We start from the raw sequence: 21,219 nt of genomic DNA, 5'->3' as shown, positions 1-21,219 counted from the left end.
CACCTTCTTGCCGGCAGGCGCGCTCCGGACGGAGGACGCACGTACTCGAGAAGGGGGCGCCCGGCACGCGGAGTGCGGGTGAAACCGTGCGTGGTCCGGCCGGAACGGGCCCGTCGATACGCGTCCGGGACCCGGCCCCGAGCAGCTTCCACACATCACGCCCCACCCGCCTCGACCGATGTCGCGCAGTCGGCGGTGGCGGTGTCCGAGAACCTCCGCCGTCTCTCCGCCGTGGCGATCGACCAGGCGTCGGTTCCGACGTCGTCGCCACGGGGGCTCGGCCACACCGTGGCGAGCACACCGATTGCGAGGGTCGCCGCCACCGCGGCGGCGACCCCTGACCGTCAACCACGCCTTTCGGGAGGAGGGGGAGAGGCGGCCGTCATCGACCGGCCCCTTCGTCGGCCGCAGGTTCCGTCAGCTGTGGGTCCAGCGCTGGTTGCCGCCGTTGGAGCAGGAGTAGAGCTGGATCAGGGTGCCGTTGGCGGTGCCGCCTCCGACGGCGTCGAGGCAGAGGCCGGACTGGACGCCGACGATGGATCCGTCGGAGTTGAGGCGCCATTTCTGGTTGTCGCCGCCCCAGCAGCTGTAGGTCTGCACCTTGGATCCGTTGCCGGTGCCGGCGGCGTCCAGGCACTTGTCTCCGTAGACCCTGAGTTCGCCGGAGTCGGTGTACGTCCACTGCTGGTTGGTGGCGGTGTGGCAGTCCCAGAGCTGGATTTGGGTGCCGTCGGTGGTGGCGGGCGCGTCGAGGCAGCGGCCCGAACCGACGCCCTTGATCTGTCCGGAATCCGTAGGAGGCGTGGTGGAGCCACCGTTGAGCGCGTTGAGGACCGCGGTGTAGGCGGCCTTCTTGCTGCCGTCGCCGTTGAACAGCAGCGGCGTGTCCTGCGAGCGCCAGGAGTCGGTGTCGCGCACGCCCCAGACGGTGATGCCGAGGCAGCGCGGGACGGCCAGACAGTCGTTGGTCACATTGGCGAAGGTCGTGGCCGGGGCGCCCTGGATGTCGAGTTCGGTGACGGCCACGTCGACGCCGAGGGCGGCGAAGTTCTGCAGCGTGGTGCGGAAGTTGCTGTTGTAGGGGCTGCCGCTGTTGAAGTGGGACTGGAAGCCGACGCAGTCGATCGGCACGCCCCGCTGCTTGAAGTCCCGGACCATGGAGTACATGGCCTGGGTCTTGGCCCAGGTCCAGTTCTCGACGTTGTAGTCGTTGTAGCAGAGCTTGGCCGCGGGGTCGGCGGCGCGCGCGGCGCGGAAGGCGACCTCGATCCAGTCGTTGCCGGTGCGCTGCAGGTTGGAGTCGCGCCGGGCTCCCGAACTGCCGTCGGCGAAGGCCTCGTTCACGACGTCCCACTGGGCGATCTTGCCCTTGTAGTGGCCCATCACGCCGTTGATGTGGTCGATCATCGCCTGGCGAAGCGTGCTGCCACTGAGGCTCTGCATCCAGCCGGGCTGCTGGGAGTGCCAGGCCAGGGTGTGGCCGCGGACCTGCTTGCCGTTCTGCACGGCCCAGTTGTGGACGCGATCAGCGGCGGTGAAGTTGAACTGGCCCCGCTGCGGTTCGGTGGCGTCGATCTTCATCTCGTTCTCGGCCGTCACCGAGTCGAACTCACGGCCCGCGATCGTCGTGTACGTCGAGTCGCCCAGTTTGCCGGAGGCGATGGCGGTGCCGAAGTAGCGCCCGCTCTGCGCCGCTGCGGCTCCGAGCGTGTTCTCGGCGGCGTGCGCGGTCGGCGGTGCGACCAGTGCGGCCGCCGTCACGAGGACGCCGACGACCAGCGTCAACAGCGGGCCGCGGGTCTTTCGGCGGGTAACGGGTCTGGTCAGGGCATACGAGCCCATGGCTGTGCCTCCTAGGTGGGAATCAGGGAAGGGCTGAAGCGCGCAGGACGACGTCGTCGGGTCCCGTGCCGCGGACGGAGGGAAAGCCGGAGTCCGTCCGGCACGAGCTCCCCGGCACCGCTGTCATGGGACGGGACGATCCTCGGGGATGGCACGGGGTACTCCATCGCGGCTCAGCCGGGGGACCGCCACGCGGCGTTACTCGCCTCTCCCACTGCGTGGAGAGCCGAAATGCGCCGGCGCGCCGGTCTCACCGGAACGAATCGGGGTGGCGCAGGTGCTTTGTCGGTGCGCGGATCATGCGGTGTGGTCGTGTGTGGACCTGCCGTGCGGCACGTACTTCTCCACGCGGACGTGGTTCGACATATCGAGCCGTGATCGGCTCCTCAGACAGGAATGATTGAGGCTTGACGATGCATCGTCAAGCCTCCTGGCGCGAAAAAATTCTGCTCCGGTATCGAAACTTTCGAACGCGCAGCAGGCTGATTTGCGGACCTGTGGTGCCGTCGGCGATGGATGTCCCGTCGGCGCCAAAGGTGCTTCGGCGCACCCCTCCGGCGGCTTGACGTGCGATGTTGTGTGGAAAGCGAGGCGCGAGCGTTATGGCGGCGGCGGCGATACGTGCGAGACGTGTTGACGCCGCGCTCTGCTTCCCTATCATTCAGGGTGCTCGACACTTCGACACTCTTTCGGTATTTCGAACGCATCGAGTTTCCTCGTCGCATAGCAGGACGACACGGCCCGGGCGCGTCGCCCGATGCCGAGTTGCATGTCATGTACGCGCCATTGTGTAGCCCTCGTCCTCTTGGACCGTGCCGCCCGGGCGCTCGGCCGACCGGGGCCTCACAAGCGGTCTGCCGTGGTGCTCGCCGGCCGCTGCACACCACACCGCACCGACAGTCCGGACGCCTTCTCACGAGGCGGCCGGAACCGCCCGCTCAAGGTTGAGGGAGCCCCATGTACAGAGGAAGTTTCAGCCGCAGGCATCCGTCTGCGCTGCTCGCCGCAGCGGTTGCGGTCCTGGCCGCGTTGGCGGCGCTGCTAGTCGCCGTCCCGGCTCAGGCCGCCTCGACCGGTGCCTTGCGCGGTATTGGCTCGAACCGGTGTCTCGACGTCCTGGGTGCCGAGCAGACCGACGGCACGTACCTGCAGATTCACGACTGCTGGGGCGGGACCAATCAGCAGTGGACGCTGACGGACGGCAACCAGCTGACCGTGTACGGCAGTAAGTGCCTGGATGTTCCGGGCCATGTCACCACGCCCGGCACCCGGGTGCAGATCTGGGCCTGTTCCGGCGGCGCGAACCAGCAGTGGCGGGTGAACGCCGACGGTACGGTCGTCGGGGTGGAGTCCGGGCTGTGCCTGGAAGTCGCGGGCGCCGGTACGGCCAACGGCGCGGCGGTGCAGATCGGGACGTGCAACGGTGCCGGCAACCAGAAATGGGCCGGCCCGACCGGGACGCCGCCGACCGACGGCCCGTGCTCTCTTCCGTCGGCGTACCGGTGGACGTCGACCGGCGTGCTGGCGCAGCCTGCGAACGGGTGGGCCGCGGTGAAGGACTTCACCACCGTGACGCACAACGGCAAGCACCTGGTCTACGCGTCGAAGGTGTCGGGATCGTCGTACGGCTCGATGATGTTCAGTCCCTTCACGAACTGGTCGGACATGGCGTCGGCCGGCCAGACCGGGATGAGCCAGGCCGCGGTGGCGCCCACGCTGTTCTACTTCGCGCCCAGGAACATCTGGGTGCTGGCGTACCAGTGGGGCGCGTCGGCCTTCGTGTACCGCACCTCGAGCGACCCCGCCAACCCCAACGGCTGGTCCTCACCGCAGCCGCTGTTCACGGGCAGCATCTCCGGCTCCGACACCGGACCGATCGACCAGACCCTGATCGCCGACGGCCAGAACATGTACCTGTTCTTCGCCGGTGACAACGGCAAGATCTACCGGGCGAGCATGCCGATCGGGAACTTCCCCGGGAACTTCGGCTCGTCGTACACGACGATCATGAGCGACACCAAGGCCAACCTGTTCGAGGGCGTACAGGTCTACAAGGTCCAGGGCCAGAACCAGTACCTCATGATCGTCGAGGCCATGGGTACGAACGGACGCTACTTCCGCTCCTTCACGGCCTCCAGCCTGAGCGGGTCGTGGACCCCGCAGGCCGCGAGCGAGAGCAACCCCTTCGCAGGCAAGGCCAACAGCGGTGCCACGTGGACCAACGACATCAGCCACGGTGACCTGGTCCGCGACAACCCCGACCAGACCATGACCATCGACCCCTGCAACCTGCAGTTCCTCTACCAGGGCAAGTCCCCCACCGCGGGCGGCCCCTACGACCAGCTGCCGTGGAGGCCGGGTGTCCTCACCCTGCGGCGCTGACCTCCCGGTTCGCGGTGACCGTGAGGTGAGGCGGTCCGCAGGCGTGCGGTCGAGCGGTTCGGCACGCGGGCCGTCCACCTGCTGACCGGCGCTCACCGACTCGAGGAACCCCAGCCGTGCGGCGGCCGGGGTTCCTCTCTTCCGCACTGTCGAGGCGACGGGACGAGGAGGCCCGGGCAGGGCGTCGTCGTGCGGTCAGTTGCCGCCAGGCGCGTCGTGCAGGTACTCCAGACGCTGCTGTGCCACCGTCAGGTGCCTGCGGTCGAGCGAGGGGAGCGCCCGCAGCAGGCTGATCAGTTCGGGGCCGCACTCCCTCGCACCGGTCACGTCCTTCAGCTGGGTCCAGCAGTAGTGGGCGCTACGGGCGGCGGAGAGGACTTCCGGGGCGTCCGGCGACTGGTGCACGAGCCTGGTCCGTCCGGCACCGACCCAGAGTTGCGTCGCGAGCAGGAAATTGCCGGACATCTTGGCGAGGTCGGCTCGGATCTCCACCCACTCCGTGGCCTTCGGCGAGTCGAAACCGTCGGTCTGCAGGATGTACTGCTCCCACCTCTGTGCCATCTGAGCCGCTTCGGTGTGCCGGCCCGACTGTGCGAGGGCGTGGATGTGGGGGCGGGGGTCCTGTGCCGCGAAGCCCGGGTGGGCGGACCCGGGCTGGGGCGACGGCGCCGGAGCGGTTCGCGCGGTGACGACGGTGCCCGTCTGCTGAGCCGGGCCGGCCGCCCGGCCGCCACCCGCGTGAGCGGGCGCGGGAACGGCCGACCGGGGGGCCGGCATGTCCGCGAGGCCCTGCCGCTCGTCCGTGACCGGGGGACCGAAGGCGTACCCGGGCGCCGTGATCTCCCGGATGCCCGGGAGGATCAGGGCCCCCGGCGGCAGTGCGGCGGAGGCCACGGTGAGCGCGTGCAGCCGGGAGTTCGACGGCCGCTCCGGGGCGTGACGCAGCTGCTCGATCCAGTGCCGGGTGTAGGTGCTCACCCCTTCGTCCCCGGCGAAGCCGGGCGGCGTGACGACGCCGTACACCTCTGCCGCCGTCGAGGCGGGCAGCGTCCCGTACTCCCGCAGAAGAGGCCATGTCCCCTTGTCCGCGGCCAGGTCGAAGACCACGGTGGTGAGCCCCTGGGGGCGGGTACGCAGCTCCATGCCCAGCCATTCCCAGGGGAGCGCGGTGTAGCGGGCGGTGGATGTCGTGGTCCTGGACAGGGCCAGGTAGAGCTGTTGTCCCCGACGGTCGGTGGTGAGCCGGCCGGAGAGGTAGACGAGCAGCGGGCCGGGGGTCGCGGCGGCTGTGCGCAGCCGGACCTGCAGGGCGTTCTGGTCGTGGATTCCGTCGAGGTAGGTGGTGTCGCTCGGCACGTTGCTGTCCAGCAGGGCGGAGACGGGAACCATGGACAGCGCCGCGAGGTTCCTGGACGGGAGCACCTGGACCGTGCGGCGCCGCGTGGCGCTGTCTCCCGCGATCAGAAGTACGTGCCCTCGTTGCTGCTTCGCCCCGTTGTTCTGCATGGACAGCACCGTACCCATAAGGCGGCAGGCCGCTGCGGGCGCTCTGCCGGGCCGCCCGCTGAGCGGCAGTCATATGTCCGCATCCAGGCGGGTTCTGCCCGCCTCCGTACCAGCGCCGCGGTGCCTGGTGCCATCACCCGTGACTCGTTGGCATGGTCATGGGGCGGCGAGATATCCGGCGCGGCGGAACTCACGGTCTGTGGGTCACCCAGAGCGCTTCCGCCGGCCAGCGGTGTGCCCAGTCGGGTGGGTCGGTCTCGTTGTAGCCGTTAGGTGTTCCGGGTCCGGGCCGCGGCTCGATGAGGTCGTCGATGACGAGTCCCGCGCGGCGCAGGACCGTGACCCAGTCGCCGTAGGTCAGCTGATAGCTGGTCGCGCCGTCGTCCTCGGCGATGGTGTTCAGCCCGAAGTAGTCCTGCTGCAGCGTCGTGGTCACTCGGCCGGCGGCTTCGTCGTAGCACGCTTCGAACCATGGGCTGGCGACGTTGAACACCAGGCGCCCGCCTCGTGCCAAGACGCGTGCGGCCTGCGGGACGGCCAGGTGCGGGGGCGCCCAGCTGAGCCCGCCGAAGTCGCAGAACACCAGGTCGAAGCTGTCGGCGGCGAAGGGAAGTTGTTCGGCGGCGCCTTGCACCAGCGGGTAGCGAACCGCTCCCATCGCGCGTGCGGCCGCCGCGAGTTGGGCTTCGGACAGGTCGAGCCCGACCACGGTGGCGCCCTCGGCGGCGAGCGCCCTGGACCACTGGCCGGCGCCGCAGCCGAGTTCGAGGACGCGCTTGCCGGTGACGTCGCCCAGGGCGTGCAGATGCGCGTCGGGGATGGAGTACATGCCCCACAGCCGGGGTGTGGCGCCGATTCGCGGGTCGTGCTCGTGCTGGTAGGCGCTGCTGATCCGGTTCCAGAGCCGCCGGTTGGCGGGGATGCTGTCCACGTGCCGACTCCAGCACTGCCTGCCGGAGGTGGTCAACCCGATCGAGGTACTGGCCCGTTCTCAGCTCGGTCCGGCCCTGACCCGGTCCGCGATCCGACGGACGGGCACACCGTGGGACGGCCTCCGGGTGGCGAGGTGGCCCGGCGGCCGGGTCGGCCGCCTGCCTGTCGGGGTGACCCGGCCGCCGCCCGCGGCCGGCCGAGCCGTTGTCCGCCGACCGGGGGAGAGGCCACCGTCGACGCCGGGGTCGGTCGGCCGGATGCCGGTCACGTGTCACGTCGCCAGCTGCCGGGGCGAGCGGCCAGGGCTCCGGCACCCGTGAGGCCGGAGCCCTGGAGGCGGCATCAGGCCGCTTCTGCCGCCGGGAACGGTCTCCGTCCCTGGCGGCGGAGTTACCGTCCTCGCCCTCGAAGACCTCCCACACCTGCTGGACGAAAGCCGTGATCACGCCGCCCACGGCGCCGAGGACGGGTCCGGTAGGCGTGTGGGCGATGGCGCACGCCTCATCGGCGCCCCCTGGCGCGGCGCACGAGCAGCACGACGGCGAGCAGCGCACCGCCCGCGAGGAGCGGCTTGCGGTTGGCCCGGGCGGCCGACGCCGTCCGGCCGGCCTTTTCGCGCAGCGGGTCCGGAGCCTTCTCCGCCGCGTACTGCCCTGCCTTGCTCGCGGTCTCCCGTACCTGCGCGGCGGCCCGGGCCGTCTTCTCCAGGACGGGATCGGGCGTCCTGTCCTTCATGAGCTCCGCGGCCTGCTCCGCCTTGCCCCGTATCTGATCCGCGACCTGGGCCGCCTTCTCCGAGGCCTGGTTCCTGGCGGCGGCCGACTTCTCCTTCACCTGCGCCTTGACGTCGGCCTCGGTGGCCAGACCCTCGACCGTCCGCCCGAGTCGATCGCGGGTGCGCTCGGCCTGCTCGCGCAGTTCCTCGGGGCTGGAGGCGTCCGGAACCGGAGTACCTATGTCCGCTCGGGGTTCTTCCTTCATCGGTATGCCCTTTCCTCGGTCTCGGCCGGATCGGCCTTGACGCTGTCGCCGGCGGCTCGGGTGCGCGGGTCGCGCCGGCCTCGGGGCCCGCCCTGCCTCCCGGCCGGGCCGTCCTCGTCACAGGCACCGCTGTGACGAGGACGGCCCGCTCCCGCACCGGCGGCGCCGGCGTGGGAGCGGTGAGCACGTCGCGATCGGAGCCTGGGACGCCAGGACACCGATGCGACTCGCGGGCGCCGGCGTGGGCGCCGCCCGTCCGAAGCGCTCGCGCCTCCGCGCTGAACCGTGTTTGCCGTTGTACCGGCTCGACTACCCCGGAACCATCCCCGCACCCACCCCACCCGAGGGGCCTTCGGGCGGACACGAGGCGGCCGAGGCGGCCGAGGTGTCAGAGCTCCGTCGGGAGCTCGTTGCCGGTCCTTCGGCTGCCGCTCAGCGGCGAGGCCCATGTGCGGTCGTGCCCCGGTCTGCCCGTCAGGTGCGCGAGCAGGCGTGCCGCCGTGCCCCCGGCCGTGTCCTGCGGCGCACCGGCCGAGACCAAGGCCGTGCGGAGCCTTGCCGGTGCTGCCCGCGGTACGTCCGGATCGGAGAGGAGGGGAAGCAGCAGGAGCAGACGGGCTGCGGGGTCCTTGACACCCTCGGGGGAGAGGGACGGGCCGTCGGCGATGCGGAGCAGTTCGTGCCACGTCAGCCCGGTCCCCGAGAGGTCTTCTTCCCAGCTCCCGAGGGACCGTGGGGTGCTCCGGCCCGGCTGGACGAGGAGGTAGTCGATGCCGTGGTCGCCGACGCGGTTGCGGTAGACCGCCACGACCCCTGGGCCGTCCGCGAAGGGCAGGCGGAAGACCGGCCACTGCCCTGAGCCGAAGAGGGTCTCCGACAACGCATCCACATCCGCGCCGTCATCACCGAACCACTCCGGAACGGGACGCGGGGCGCCCGGCTCGCCGCCGCACATCGCCATGAGGTGGTTCGACCAGAAGCCCGGGCGGGACAGCAGCCGTTCGCCCGCGACCAGCGGGGCGTGGTCGTATCCCTCGATCAGCACGTCGTCATCCTGTCACCCCGCGCCGACACGCGGACGCCCCGCCTGAGCGGTCCCTCACCGGGCCGTGGCGGGCGGCCGTCCGCGACAGTCCCCGGCTCCGTCCGCACGCGGTGCCCCGGCGCCAGATCAGGCGCTTCGGCCCGCCCGCTCCATCAGGTCGAAGAACGTGTCGCCCCGTACCACTTCGAAGGGATCGCCGAGCAGGTCGCAGAGCTCGGCGATGTCACCGGGTGTCCAGCTCCAGGCGTTGACTGCGCCGGCGACGAAGAGGGGAGCGGTGCCGTCCCAGCCCTCGATGTGCCGCACCAGGCCGTCCCTGTACTCCGCGGCCTTCCCCTGCGGGAAGAAGTTGCCGATCACCGGCAGCCCGGCCGGTCTCGCCCGCAGGTCTCCGGTCTCCCAGGACTGGATGACGCCGCGCAGCGGGGTGTTCTCCCGGTACGAGCGGGCGACGCGCTCGTCGAACGGGATCCACCCGTCGCCCGTAGGGGTGCGGGGGTTGTAGGCGTAGACGAGGTCCATGCCGGTGCGGCGCAGGAAGCGTCCGGTGAGTGCGGTGTAGGCGTCCAGGGCGCTCTCGGGCCAGGAACCGGGGTAGGTGTAGCCGGCACCGGAAGGCCCCGCGATGAGCAGGTCGTTGTCGGTCGCGGTCGTCCTGTAGTACGCCAGCAGAGCGGGCCCGATGTCGGCGAGCAGCGGGCTGATGGTCCAGTTGACGGGAACGAGGCCCCTCTTCGGGTCGTCCCAGATGTCCCGCATGCGGCGCTGGCAGTACTGGATGTTGTCGCCCTCGCCGACGGTCAGGGTGAGGTAGACCCGGTTGCGGAGTGCGGCTTTCGGTCTCGGCGGGACCTTGTCGGAGATCTTCGCCGGTACACCGGCGTGCACGGTGCCGTTCATGTAGAAGTCGGCGGGCACCACTTCCACGCCGTGCCGGGAGGCCCGGTCGACGCCACCCCACTCTCCCGCCACGTCGTCGGAGAACCACCCTGCGTAGGGGGTGGTGGGTTCGACGCGGTCGAAGACCTCGTCGAGGAGGGCGCCCGTGTCACCGGACGGAGGCAGCCAGAGCACCATGGCCCGGCTCGCGACGGCGTAGTCCCGGAAGTACGGGAAGGGCTCGACCCTGGTGGGCGCGGTGGTGGTGGCGGAGACGAGGAACTGGTTCCACACGTCGACCTCGACCGACAGCTGCCGGGTGCCGGCCTCCGGCGCGAAGCGGTAGACGAAGGAACCGCCGCCGTCGCAGAAGCGGTTGGCGTTGTCGCCGACGGACGAGCCGGAACCGTCGAAGAGGTACGGCACCTCGGCCGGGGTGCCGGGGGTGAAGGAGGCGATCACCCGGCCGCCGTCGGCCGTCACCTCGACCGAACCGACCGAAGCGCCCCAGCCGTCGTCCGGCAGCGAGTCCTGGAACCGCAGGTAGACGGCATCCCCTCCGGAGAGTTCGGCGCTCAGGTCGAAGGTGCGGACCTGCCGGTTCGAGGCGTCGCGGACGCGCCGGGTCTCCCGCGCGATCTCACGCCACCGCACCCCTTCCGCCCGCACGGTCCTGGTGGGCGGGAGCCCCGCCAGCAGGGCGTGGGTGCAGCGGGGGAACAGGTGGTCCAGCTGCCAGCGGTACGTGGCGAGCACGTCGTCCGCGTCGAACCGGCCCCGCAGATCGGCGACGGTCCTCAGCCGGTGCTCACGGGCCTGTCCGGCGGTGGCGACCACGGCGTTCTCCAGGCCGGCCAGCGTCGTCGCCACGTTCACCGAGTCCGGGACGGCGGGATCGTGCAGAATCGCGCCGCGTGTCTCGCCCCGGTAGCGGGCGACGAGATCCAGCGCGCTGCCGTGACGGGTCACCGAGGCGCCGGTACCGGGCAGCCACCGCAGATCGACCTCACCGGCGTCGAAGTTGAAGTAGAGGCGTGGAGCGCGCCGGTTGACCACTCCCTGAAGTGTCGTCAGCAGGAGTTGATCATCCCCGTGGAGTGAGCTGACGTCGGCGACGTCGAGGTGGGCGGGACGGCCGAACGACGGCAGGAGACGTGCCGCGGCGCCGATCTCGGACGCGTCGGCCTGGTTCGGCAGGGAGATTCCCAGCCCGCCGGCCGCGAGGGCCGCTCCGCCTGCCTGCAAGAGGGTTCTCCGGGACACCATCGGCGATCACTGCTCCTTGGGAGAGGCATCGTGACATCGTTGTCAAACCATCGGAGAACGTAACGGCAGGACGTCGCGTTGTCCATGGTGCGTACGCGAATCGCACGAGGACCTCTTCGGTGTCCCCGCGTGGCGACCGCCCCCGCGCTGACGGAGAATCGTGCACCGGCCCATGGCGCCGGCCGCCGTATCCACGGACCCGGAGTGAGATCCTGTGCGACTGCTGCTGACATCGGACACCCACCTGCCCAGGCGGGCGAGGAGACTGCCCCCGTCCCTCCTCGCGGAGCTGGGCGAGGCCGATGTCGTCCTCCACGCCGGTGACTGGGTGGACGTGGCGACCCTGGACCTGTTCGAGGCCCGGGCGCGGCGCCTCGTAGGTGTGTTCGGCAACAACGACGGTCCCGAACTGCGGTCCAGGCTCGCCGAGGTCGCCCGAGTGGAGTGCGCAGGACTGCGTTTCGGCGTCGTTCACGAGACGGGCGCCGCGCAGGGGCGCGAGAAGCGGTGTGCGGACCGCTTTCCCGATCTCGACGTCCTGGTGTTCGGCCACAGCCACATCCCGTGGGACACCACGGCTCCCGGCGGGCTGAGACTGCTCAATCCGGGCTCGCCCACCGACAGGCGGCGACAGCCGTACTGCACGTACATGACCGCCGAGGTGTCGGACGCCCGGCTCACCGACGTGCGGCTCCACCGTCTGCCGCCTCGTACGTGACGGAGCCACCCCGGGCCCCGGCCGTGCGGTCGCGCCCGTCGGAAGGTGCCCGCCGGCGGGTGCGGAACACCGCGCTCGGCGGGCACCCTCCTGCCGCAGGGCAGGTCACCAGTCGTGGACCGACCCGTCGTGCAGCCGGTTGACCGGGAGGTACGCCGCTTCGTAGGGGTGGGCGGCCGCCAGTTCCTCGTCGAGGTCCACCCCGATTCCCGGCGCCTCGCCCGGGTGCAGGTATCCGTCCTCGAACGTGTAGGCGTGGCGGAACACCTCCTCGGTGAGCGGGGTGTGTCCCGAGTACTCCTGGATACCGAAGTTGTGGACGGCCAGGTCGAGGTGGACAGCGGCCGCCATGCCGACCGGAGAGATGTCCTCCGGCCCGTGGATCGCGCTCTTGATCTGGTACTGCGCGGCGAAGTCGAAGAGCTTGCGCAGGGGGGTGACCCCTCCGAAGTGGGTCACGGCTGAACGGACGTAGTCGATCAACTGCTCGGTGATCAGGCCCTGGTAGTCGTGCACCGTGTTGAAGACCTCGCCGATGGCCAGTGGCGTGGTGGTGTGCCGGCGGACCGTGCGCAGGGCCTCCTGGTTCTCCGCGGGGGTGCAGTCCTCGAGCCAGAAGAGGTGGTACGGCTCCAGTTCCTTGCCGAGGCGGGCCGCCTGGACCGGGGTGAGCCGGTGGTGGGCGTCGTGCAGGAGCGGGAGTTCGGGGCCGAACTCGGAGCGCACCGCCTCCAGCACGTCCGGCATGTGACGGAGATAGGCGTCGGTGTCCCAGTCCTCCACGAGCGGCCGGGCCTGCTGGTGCAGCACGGGCGAGCCGTCGGCGTCCGTGCTCGACACGCCGTACACCGCCTTCAGCCCGGGGATGCCGGACTGCACGCGGACGGCGGGGTAGCCCTCGGCGAGACGGGCCCGTACCGAGTCGAGGAGCTCGGGGACGTCACGTCCGTCGGCGTGGCCGTAGGTGCCCACGCGGTCCCGGCTGGCGCCGCCGAGGAGCTGGTAGAGCGGGAGGCCGGCGGCCTTGGCCTTGATGTCCCACAGCGCCACGTCCACCGCGGCGATCGCGGCCATCGTGACCGGTCCCCGCCGCCAGTAGGCACCGCGGTACAGGGACTGCCAGGTGTCCTCTATCCGGTGCGGGTCGAGACCCAGGAGGAGTGGCACCACATGGTCCTCGAGATAGCTGACCACGGCCAGCTCCCGCCCGTTGAGGGTGGCGTCGCCGAGACCGGTGAGACCCTCGTCGGTCGTCAGCTTGAGGGTCACGAAGTTGCGGCCGGGGCTGGTGACGAGGACCTTCGCGTCGACAATTTTCATGGAGTTCTTTCTTCCGGATGCGGTGGTGAGGGCCGGTCAGCCCTTGGTGGCGCCGGAGGTCAGGCCGGCCACCAGGTACTTCTGTCCGAGGACGGCGGCCAGGACGACGGGGACGGTGATGAGCGTCGCGGCGGCCATCAGACCGCCCCAGTCGGTGCCGGCGTACGAGATGAAGTTGAAGACGGTCACCGGCACGGTCTGGGTACGGTCGTCGGCGAAGATCAGCGCGAACATGATGGACACCCGCCGGCCCATGCGCTCCTCGAACTCCTTCGTCCGGCGCCGGATCGCCTGCGACCACACGTGGTTGATCGCCATGATCCGCAGCGGGGTGTCCGCGGAGGGGCGACCACCCCCGGTCGTACACGCGCTGAGCGCCCCAGTCCCGGCGGCTCCCGCGACTCCTGCCGCCAGCCTGCCGAAGGAGCGCCGGCTGAGGAACTGGCTGCTCGTGGACATCGTCGTCCTCGTCTCTCTGCGCTGTCGTGCGTCGTGCTGCCCCCGGAGGCGGTGACGGCCTCCGGGGCAGCTCCGGCTTGATTGGTCCAACTGGTAGGACCAGTTGGACCAGACGGACGTTAGCAGCCCAGGGACGGGTCGAACAGCCCCTTCACGAGACCGATCCGGTGTGAGGCCCTCGGAGCCACCTCCCCCAGGACAGGGGGAGGGGACAGGGCTGCCCCGGGAGTCCGGGTTACTCGCCCGCCCCGCCGGCGCCGTACCGGTTACCGGTCTCGTCCAGCAGTGCTTCGATGTGGTTGCGCGCCATGATGTCGACCTGGACGTCGAGGTCCTTGCCGTAGGTGCGCAGGCCGAGCATCAGGTGCTCCCGCATCCGTTCACAGGCCAGGTCCGCGTCGCGCGCCTCGATCGCCTCGAAGATCTCGGGGTGGTGCGGAACGCCTGGTTCGCCGATCGAGGGATCGGAGTTGGAGCGCAGCATCATCTCGAACATCATCCCGCTGATCGAGGAGAGCATGATCCGCAGGACCGGGTTCCTGCTCGCCTCCGCGATGGCGTCGTGAAAGGCCATGTCGGCCCGTGCCTTGACCACGACGTCGCTCGCCGACTCCAGGGTGTCCCGCGCGGACCTCAACGCCTCGATGTCCGCGTCGGTCGCGTGCTCGGTCGCCAGGCGCACGGTTTCGACCTCGAGCGGAAGCCGGGCTTCGATCAGCTGCCGGACGGTGGGCCGGCCCGCCCGGTACAGGGCGTCGTAGCCCCTGGCCTGACCCGGGGCCTGCTCGCGCACGAAGGAACCGCGGCCCGGCGCGACCTCGATCAGATGCTGGGCCTCCAGTCGGCGCAGAACCTCGCGCACGACGTTCCTGCTGGCGCCGAACTGCGTCGCGAGCTCGCGTTCCGAGGGGAGCTTCGTCCCGACGGCAATGTCGCCGGAGCGGATGTCGTGCTCGAGTTCCCGCGCGATCCGTTCCGTCAGGAGCCCGCGCTGCGCGGGGGCAGCGGCCTGACCGGACCGCGCGGAGGAGGAAGAGGCGGACGGCTGCATCCCCGCAGCGTACAGGCTGGTGGAAGGCGGTACCCGGGCGATCGGAACGCCGCCGGATCACACGCGGGGAGGGGCGTCGGGCCGCGTTTCCGGAAGGCCGCACGGCCTCGCTCCGGGGACGCCGCCGACCGAGGTCTACTGCCGCCCGGAGGCGGACGTGCCCGCCCGGGTGGCGTCCGTGCCCCAGCTCGCGAGCAGCCGGAGGGCCTCGGCGGACGCGGAGCCCGGCTCCGCGTGATAGGCGACCACCGACTGCTCCGCGTCGTCGGGCAGGGCGAACGTCTCGAACGAGAGCGACAGTTCACCCACCAGCGGGTGGTGCAGACGCTTGACGCCGTGGCTCTTCTCCTTGACGTCGTGCCTGGCCCACAGACGCCGGAACTCCTCGCTCTTCACGGACAACTCGCCGATCAGGGCGGAGAGGCGGGGGTCGTCCGGATGGCAGCCCGCGTCCATCCGCAGATAACTGACGATGTCGGACGCCTTCTGGTCCCAGTCGACGAACAGGTCCCGGTACTCCGGGTCGAGGAACACCAGTCGCGCCCAGTTGCGCTCCTGCGCCGGCAGTTGCTCCCAGTCGCCGAAGACCGCGGCGGCCATGCGGTTCCACGCCAGGATCTCCGAACGCCGCCCGACGACGTACGCCGGAACGCCCTCCATGGTGTCGAGCAGCCGGCAGAGGGCCCCGCGCACCCGCTGCTGCCGTGCCGACGGCTTCTTCCTGTGCCGCTTAGGCTTCGCGAGATGGGTGAGATGGGCCTGTTCCGCGTCCGTGAGCCTCAGCGCGGACGCGATCGCGCCCAGCACCTCCCCGGAGACGTTCTGGCCGTTTCCCTGTTCGAGACGCGTGTAGTACGCCACGGACACCCCGGCCAGCTGGGCCAGCTCCTCGCGGCGCAGCCCCGGGACCCGGCGGTGCCGCCCGAAGTCCGGCAGACCCACGTCCTCCGGCTTCAGCCTGGCACGCCTGCTGCGCAGGAACTCGCTGAGCTCGGCACGCCGGTCCAGGGCGGGCCCCGCGCTCCCGCCGGGAACGGGATCACCGGCGGGACGCCGCTCGGTCACAGGCTGCTCGTCCATGTGTCCAGTATCCACGGTCGTACGCAGGCCATCCTGACCCCGCCGGTAGTAGGACCACTGGTCGTAGGCACAACCGTGGCCTGGGTGGACGCCCGGACATGGGGCAGGCTGGAGGACGTGCCCGGACCGAAGGCCTGCCGGGCGCAGGACCACTCCTTAGGAGAATTCCGCATGACCACTGTCGCCGCGTACGCCGCCCCCTCGGCGAAGGCTCCGCTGGAGCGCACCACCGTCGAGCGTCGGGCGGTCGGCGAGTTCGACGTCCTGATCGACATCAAGTTCGCCGGGATCTGCCACTCCGACATCCACCAGGCCCGGGACGGCTGGGGCGAGGGCATATTCCCGATGGTCCCCGGCCATGAGATCGCCGGCGTCGTCACCGAGACCGGCTCCGGCGTCACCAAGTTCGCCGTGGGCGATCGCGTGGGCGTCGGCTGCATGGTCGACTCCTGTCGTGAGTGCGACAACTGCAAGGCCGGTCTCGAGCAGTACTGCGCCAAGGGCAACACCGGCACCTACAACGCCCTGGACAAGAACGGCGACCCCACCTACGGCGGCTACTCCACGCACATCGTCGTGGACGAGAAGTACACCCTCCGCATCCCCGACGGCCTGGCCCTGGACGAGGCCGCGCCGCTGCTCTGCGCGGGCATCACCACGTACTCCCCGCTCAGGCACTGGAACGCCGGTCCCGGCAAGAAGGTCGCCGTCGTCGGCATGGGCGGCCTCGGGCACATGGGTGTCAAGATCGCGCACGCCCTCGGTGCGGAGGTGACCGTCCTCTCGCAGTCCCTGCGCAAGCAGGAGGACGGCCTGAAGCTCGGCGCCGACCACTACTACGCCACCAGCGACCCGGAGACCTTCGAGGCCCTGCGCGGCACGTTCGACATCATCCTGTCCACGGTGTCCGCGCCGCTGGACTTCGGTGCCTACCTGTCCCTCCTCAAGACGGACGGTGCGCTGGTGAACGTCGGCGCCCCGGAGGAGCCCATCTCCGTCAACCTCTTCTCCCTGATCGGCGGACGCAAGTCGCTCTCGGGCTCCGGCATCGGCGGTATCCAGGAGACCCAGGACATGCTGGACTTCTGTGCCGAGCACGGATTCGGTGCGGAGATCGAACTGATCGCCGCGTCGGAGATCAACGAGGCGTACGAGCGCGTACTGAACAGTGACGTCCGGTACCGGTTCGTGATCGACGCCGCGACCATCTGAGGTTCCCCGCCCGCCCGCCCGCCCGCCGGACGGGCGGGCGGGCGGACACGAAAATCCTGACAGGCCGACTCGGTGTGACCGAGTCGGCCTGTCGCTGTGTTCCGGCATTGCCCGCCTCGCCGGACACCGTGCGGGAGCGGACGCCCGGCCCTCCTCTGTCAAGCTCCCGGCTCCGGGGGAGGAACACCCGCCGTGCACGACCGTTGACACCCCGCATCACGCGTCACTACCGTCTCGGCAGGATTTCGGACGCATGTCGAAATCTCGAACGTGACGAAGAGGCAACTTCCCCACGAGGAGCCGTATCGACATGAGAACCAGGAGCGCCTGGCAGAGCGGCGGCGAACACGGCCGGGCCGGCGATCGCGGCCACCGGAGCAGGTCCGGGCCCTGAGTTCCGCCCGGCACACCGACGGCACCGCACGGAACACGTCACGCCTACGCGCTGTGCGCGCCGTAACGACGCACGCAGCACGGCCATCCCGAGGGGTCCTCAGCCATGCAGCACTCGTCCTCCCCCCACCAGCCGGCCGACCCGCCCCGGAGCGTCAGCCGCCGCCGGATTCTGGAGGGCGGTGCCGCCGGCTTCGGCGCGCTCGCCCTCTCCGCCCTTCCGGCCGTCGCGTCCGCCGGTGCGGTGGCACACGCCGACTCAGCCGCCGCCGGCTGGGGCCCTCCGGCCAACGGTCAGCCGGAGTGGAACAACAACATCGCGATCTTCGACATAGGTGCGGAGCCGCCCCACACCACACTCATGCCGTACGCGGACGTGGACGAGGCCCTGACCGGTGACCGGACTCGTTCCCCGTGGCGGCTCGACCTCGACGGGACGTGGAAGTTCGCCTACGCGGACCGTCCGGACGACCGGGACCCCGACTTCCACCGCACCGACCTCGACGACCGTTCCTGGGACACCGTCCCGGTGCCGTCGTGCTGGCAGCTGCACGGCTACGACTTCCCGATCTACTCCAACATCACATATCCCTGGGCCGGCGCCAACGGCCTGGGCGAGGAGGCGCAGCCGCCCCACGCGCCCACCCGCTACAACCCCGTCGGCCAGTACCGCCGCGCCTTCACCGTTCCGCGGGGCTGGGACGGGCGGCGGGTGTTCCTGCACTTCGAGGGGGTGAAGTCCGCGCACTACGTGTGGATCAACGGGGTGCCCGTGGGCTACCGCGAGGACTCCTACACCTCCGCCGAGTACGACATCACCCCGCACCTGCGGCGAGGCCGCAACCAGATCGCCGTGGAGGTCTTCCGCTTCTCCGACGGTGACTGGATGGAGGACCAGGACATGATCAGGCTGAGCGGAATCTTCCGCTCGGTCCATCTCTTCTCCACCCCCACCGTCCACCTGCGGGACTTCAAGCTCGACACCCCGCTCGGCGACGGCTGGACGACGGCTGAACTGTCCGTCACCGCCTCCGTGCGCGCGTACGGAGGCAGCGCGTCCGGGAAGGGGGAGTACACCGTCGAGACGCAGCTCTACGACGCCGGTGGACACCCCGTCTGGTCCCGGCCGCTGCGGCAGTCCGCCGACCTCGGCACCGTCCCGGCCGGTGACGACGTGACCGTGCGGGCCTCCAGGGCCGTCCCGAGACCCGCACTGTGGTCCGCCGAGCACCCGAACCTGTACACCGCCGTCCTGCGGTTGCGTGACCCGGCGGGCAAGGTGACCGAGACCCTCTCGCACCGGGTGGGCTTCCGCGAGTTCGCGATCGTCGACGGTCTGATGCGCGTCAACGGCAAGCCCGTCTCCTTGCGTGGCACGAACCGGCACGAGATGCACCCGGACCGGGGCATGTCGCTCACCCGGGCGGACATGGTCGAGGACATCGGAGTGATCAAGCGGCTGAACATGAACTCCGTCCGCACCTCCCACTACCCCAACAACCCGCTCTGGCTGGAGCTGGCGGACGAGTACGGCCTGTATCTGGTGGACGAGACCAACCTCGAGACCCACGGCATCCGCGACACCTACCCCGGAAACCACGCGGACTGGACCGAGGCGTGCGTGGCCCGCGCGAAGAACATGGTCCACCGCGACAAGAACCACGCCTCCGCCGTCATCTGGTCACTCGGCAACGAGGCGGGGACCGGCTCGGCCTTCGTCGCCATGCACGACTGGATCCGCTCCTACGACCCCACGCGCGTCATCCAGTACGAGGGCGACGACCGGCCCGGCATCAGCGACATCCGCTCGGAGATGTACACCAAGCCGGCCCAGGTCGAGCAGCGCGCCAAGGACACGGGCGACACCCGGCCCTTCGTCCTGATCGAGTACTCCCACGCCATGGGGAACTCCAGCGGCAACTTCAAGAAGTACTGGGACGTCATCCGCGGCTACGACGTCCTGCAGGGCGGCTGGATCTGGGACTTCGCCGACCAGGCACTCACCTGGCCCACGCCCACGCGCAAGCTGTTCACGGAGGCCGGGCCCGGTGCGGTGGCCGGGGAGCTCCTCGCGCCCAGCGGCACCTTCGACCGGACCGAAGGGGTGTCCGGGGGCACGGTCTTCGGACGTGACGCCGGCCTCGACATCACCGGCTCACTGACCCTGGAGGCGTGGATCACGCAGAAGGTGACCGGCCGCCACCAGCCCGTCATCGCCAAGGGCGACACCCAGTACGCGCTGAAGCAGACGGACGGCAGCCTGGAGTTCTTCGTCCACTCGGCCGGCCGGTGGACCACCGCGAGCTGGGCGCTGCCCAAGGACTGGACCGGCACCGAACACCACGTCGCCGGGGTCTTCGACGCGGCGGCGGCCACCCTGACCCTCTACGTCGACGGCGAGGCCAGAGCCACCAGGGCCGCCGCCCAGCGGCCCGACAGCAACACCGCTCCGGTCGCCCTCGCCACGGACGCGGACACCCCGACCCGTGAGTTCAGCGGCACCATCCGGCGGGCGCGTGTCTACGCCCGGGCCCTGACCGGGGCCGAACTCGCCTCCACCTCCCGCGGACCCGGTGACGAGGGAGTACGCCTGTGGTTCGACGCCGCCACCGTCGGCTTCAAGGAGATCCGGCCGTCGGAGCCGACGTTCCGTGCCTACGGCGGTGACTTCGGCGACAACCCCAACGACGGAAGTTTCAGCGCCGACGGCATCGTCATGGCGGACCGCGGGCACACCGGCAAGGCCGCGGAGATCAAACGCGTCCTCCAGGCGATCGACGTGGCGGCGGCGGGCGGGGGCGCCACGCGCCGCTTCACCGTCACCAACGAGTACCTGTTCACCAACCTCCGTGAACTCGACGGCAGCTGGACCGTCATGGCGGACGGCAAGGCGGTGCGGGGAGGGAAACTCACCCGCGCCCAGCTCGACGTCGCCCCCCTGTCCAGCAAGGACATCACGCTCCCCTTCACCCTGCCCGACCACCCTGCTCCGGGCACCGAGTACTTCCTCCAGCTGTCGTTCACCACCAGGACGGCCACGAAGTGGTCGGAGCCCGGATTCGAGGTCGCCCGCCATCAGCTCCCGCTCGGCGCCGGCGGCCCGGCCGTGGAGCCCCGGCCGCTGGACTCCGTACGAACGCTCAGCCACCGGGTCGGCGACGACTCCGTCACGGTGACCGGCCACGACTTCTCCGTGACGGTCGACAAGAGGAGCGGCGTCATCACCTCCTACGAGGCGGGCGGCGACCAGCTGATCACCTCGGGGCCGGCCCCGAACTTCTGGCGGGCCCCCACCGAGAACGACATCGGCAACGGACAGCCCGCCCGCAACGGCACCTGGCGCCACGCGGGCAGCGACCGGAAGGTGACGGGACTCGACGTCCGCGAACTGCGGGACAGGGCGGTCGAGATCACCGTCAGCGGCACCCTGCCCACCACGACGGTGTCGACGTACACCACCACGTACACGGTGTTCGGGAACGGTGAGATCAAGGTCGACCACACCCTGCACCCGGGGGCGGCCGGACTCCCGTACATCCCGGAGGTCGGTTCGCTGCTCATCCTGCCCGGCCGTCTGAACCACCTGCACTACTACGGCCGCGGCCCCGAGGAGAACCACTGGGACCGCGACAACGGCACCGATGTGGGCCTGTACTCAGCCACCGTCGCCGAGCAGTGGACGCCCTACGTCCGCCCGCAGGAGAACGGCAACAGGACGGATGTCCGCTGGGTCGCGCTGACGGACGCCAGGGGCAGGGGGCTGCTCGCCACGGGCGAACCGCTCCTCGAGGTCAACGCCTCGCACTTCACCCCGGAGGACCTGTCGGTGGGGGCCCGCCACGACTACCAGCTGACTCCGCGGAGCGAGGTCGTGCTGCGGCTGAACCACCGGCAGATGGGAGTGGGCGGTGACGACAGCTGGGGCGCGCACACCCACGACGAGTACAAGCTGTTCGCGGACAAGGACTACTCCTACACCTACCGGCTGCGTCCGCTGACCGACCTGGACGGGGCGACGTCGGCGTCGCGGAGGCCGACGGCGACGGAGTAGGTGTACCGGGGGCGGCCTCCCCGGGACGGTGGAGGCCGCCCTCGCGTCCTCGGACCCTCGGCAACCGCCGGATACGGGGCTGGAGGCCGCCGCAGGTCCCG

At 70.4% G+C, this 21,219-nt stretch carries 14 protein-coding genes and 1 pseudogene; 4 read left to right on the top strand and 11 right to left on the bottom strand.

All coding sequences use genetic code 11. From position 1 onward, the window contains the following. Positions 1-155: 155 nt before the first annotated feature. On the bottom strand, positions 156-323 hold the full coding sequence (locus LWJ43_RS01990) for a hypothetical protein (protein ID WP_277330520.1): 168 nt from the start codon (positions 321-323) through the stop codon (positions 156-158). Between the two features lie 94 nt (positions 324-417). Continuing rightward, entirely contained in the window at positions 418-1,842 is a 1,425-nt protein-coding gene (locus LWJ43_RS01985) for an endo-1,4-beta-xylanase (protein ID WP_277330519.1), read from the bottom strand. Between the two features lie 957 nt (positions 1,843-2,799). Here LWJ43_RS01985 and LWJ43_RS01980 point away from each other — a divergent pair. Then, the gene (locus LWJ43_RS01980; RefSeq protein WP_277330518.1) at positions 2,800-4,224 is read left to right on the top strand and encodes a non-reducing end alpha-L-arabinofuranosidase family hydrolase; all 1,425 of its coding nucleotides are present in this window, start codon (positions 2,800-2,802) and stop codon (positions 4,222-4,224) included. 195 nt (positions 4,225-4,419) lie between these two features. On the opposite strand, the gene LWJ43_RS01975 is transcribed toward LWJ43_RS01980, so the two are convergent. The 5 genes from LWJ43_RS01975 to LWJ43_RS01955 form a co-directional block, all read right to left on the bottom strand. Continuing rightward, on the bottom strand, positions 4,420-5,730 hold the full coding sequence (locus tag LWJ43_RS01975; protein ID WP_277330517.1) for a hypothetical protein: 1,311 nt from the start codon (positions 5,728-5,730) through the stop codon (positions 4,420-4,422). A 190-nt stretch (positions 5,731-5,920) separates the two neighbouring features. Continuing rightward, positions 5,921-6,661: a class I SAM-dependent methyltransferase gene (locus LWJ43_RS01970; protein ID WP_277330516.1), complete on the bottom strand. Its 741-nt coding sequence runs from the start codon at positions 6,659-6,661 to the stop codon at positions 5,921-5,923. 503 nt (positions 6,662-7,164) lie between these two features. Beyond that, positions 7,165-7,644: a DUF3618 domain-containing protein gene (locus LWJ43_RS01965; RefSeq protein ID WP_277330515.1), complete on the bottom strand. Its 480-nt coding sequence runs from the start codon at positions 7,642-7,644 to the stop codon at positions 7,165-7,167. A gap of 388 nt (positions 7,645-8,032) precedes the next feature. Next, positions 8,033-8,689 carry a hypothetical protein gene (locus tag LWJ43_RS01960; protein ID WP_277330514.1) on the bottom strand — a complete coding sequence of 219 codons (657 nt, stop codon included), beginning with the start codon at positions 8,687-8,689 and terminating at the stop codon, positions 8,033-8,035. A gap of 126 nt (positions 8,690-8,815) precedes the next feature. Then, positions 8,816-10,834 carry a GxGYxYP domain-containing protein gene (locus LWJ43_RS01955; RefSeq protein WP_277330513.1) on the bottom strand — a complete coding sequence of 673 codons (2,019 nt, stop codon included), beginning with the start codon at positions 10,832-10,834 and terminating at the stop codon, positions 8,816-8,818. Between the two features lie 214 nt (positions 10,835-11,048). Here LWJ43_RS01955 and LWJ43_RS01950 point away from each other — a divergent pair, with 214 nt between their 5' ends. Further along, complete coding sequence (locus tag LWJ43_RS01950; RefSeq protein WP_277330512.1) at positions 11,049-11,552, top strand: metallophosphoesterase family protein; 504 nt, start codon at positions 11,049-11,051, stop codon at positions 11,550-11,552. Positions 11,553-11,657: 105 nt separating this feature from the next. Here the strand turns inward: LWJ43_RS01950 and manD are convergent, their stop codons facing one another. The 4 genes and pseudogenes from manD to LWJ43_RS01930 all read right to left on the bottom strand — a co-directional run bounded on the left by manD (position 11,658) and on the right by LWJ43_RS01930 (position 15,462). Continuing rightward, complete coding sequence (gene manD / locus LWJ43_RS01945; RefSeq protein ID WP_277330511.1) at positions 11,658-12,872, bottom strand: D-mannonate dehydratase ManD; 1,215 nt, start codon at positions 12,870-12,872, stop codon at positions 11,658-11,660. 36 nt (positions 12,873-12,908) lie between these two features. Further along, a pseudogene (locus tag LWJ43_RS01940) lies at positions 12,909-13,112 on the bottom strand (carbohydrate ABC transporter permease); the annotation flags it as partial. 454 nt (positions 13,113-13,566) lie between these two features. Further along, on the bottom strand, positions 13,567-14,382 hold the full coding sequence (locus LWJ43_RS01935) for a FadR/GntR family transcriptional regulator (RefSeq protein WP_277330510.1): 816 nt from the start codon (positions 14,380-14,382) through the stop codon (positions 13,567-13,569). A 135-nt stretch (positions 14,383-14,517) separates the two neighbouring features. After that, positions 14,518-15,462, bottom strand: a complete 945-nt coding sequence (locus LWJ43_RS01930; protein ID WP_277330509.1) for an MmyB family transcriptional regulator — start codon at positions 15,460-15,462, stop codon at positions 14,518-14,520. 171 nt (positions 15,463-15,633) lie between these two features. Between LWJ43_RS01930 and LWJ43_RS01925 the strand changes: the two genes are divergently transcribed. Both LWJ43_RS01925 and LWJ43_RS01920 read left to right on the top strand, forming a co-directional pair. Beyond that, complete coding sequence (locus LWJ43_RS01925) at positions 15,634-16,674, top strand: NAD(P)-dependent alcohol dehydrogenase (RefSeq protein WP_277330508.1); 1,041 nt, start codon at positions 15,634-15,636, stop codon at positions 16,672-16,674. Positions 16,675-17,173: 499 nt separating this feature from the next. Continuing rightward, the gene (locus LWJ43_RS01920) at positions 17,174-21,118 is read left to right on the top strand and encodes a glycoside hydrolase family 2 TIM barrel-domain containing protein (RefSeq protein WP_277330507.1); all 3,945 of its coding nucleotides are present in this window, start codon (positions 17,174-17,176) and stop codon (positions 21,116-21,118) included. The last annotated feature ends 101 nt before the right edge of the window (positions 21,119-21,219 follow it).

This window comes from Streptomyces sp. JH34, from assembly GCF_029428875.1.
Taxonomy (GTDB): domain Bacteria; phylum Actinomycetota; class Actinomycetes; order Streptomycetales; family Streptomycetaceae; genus Streptomyces.
Note: the sequence above shows the minus strand (reverse complement) of the source record. Positions and strands in the feature narration are given on the sequence as shown.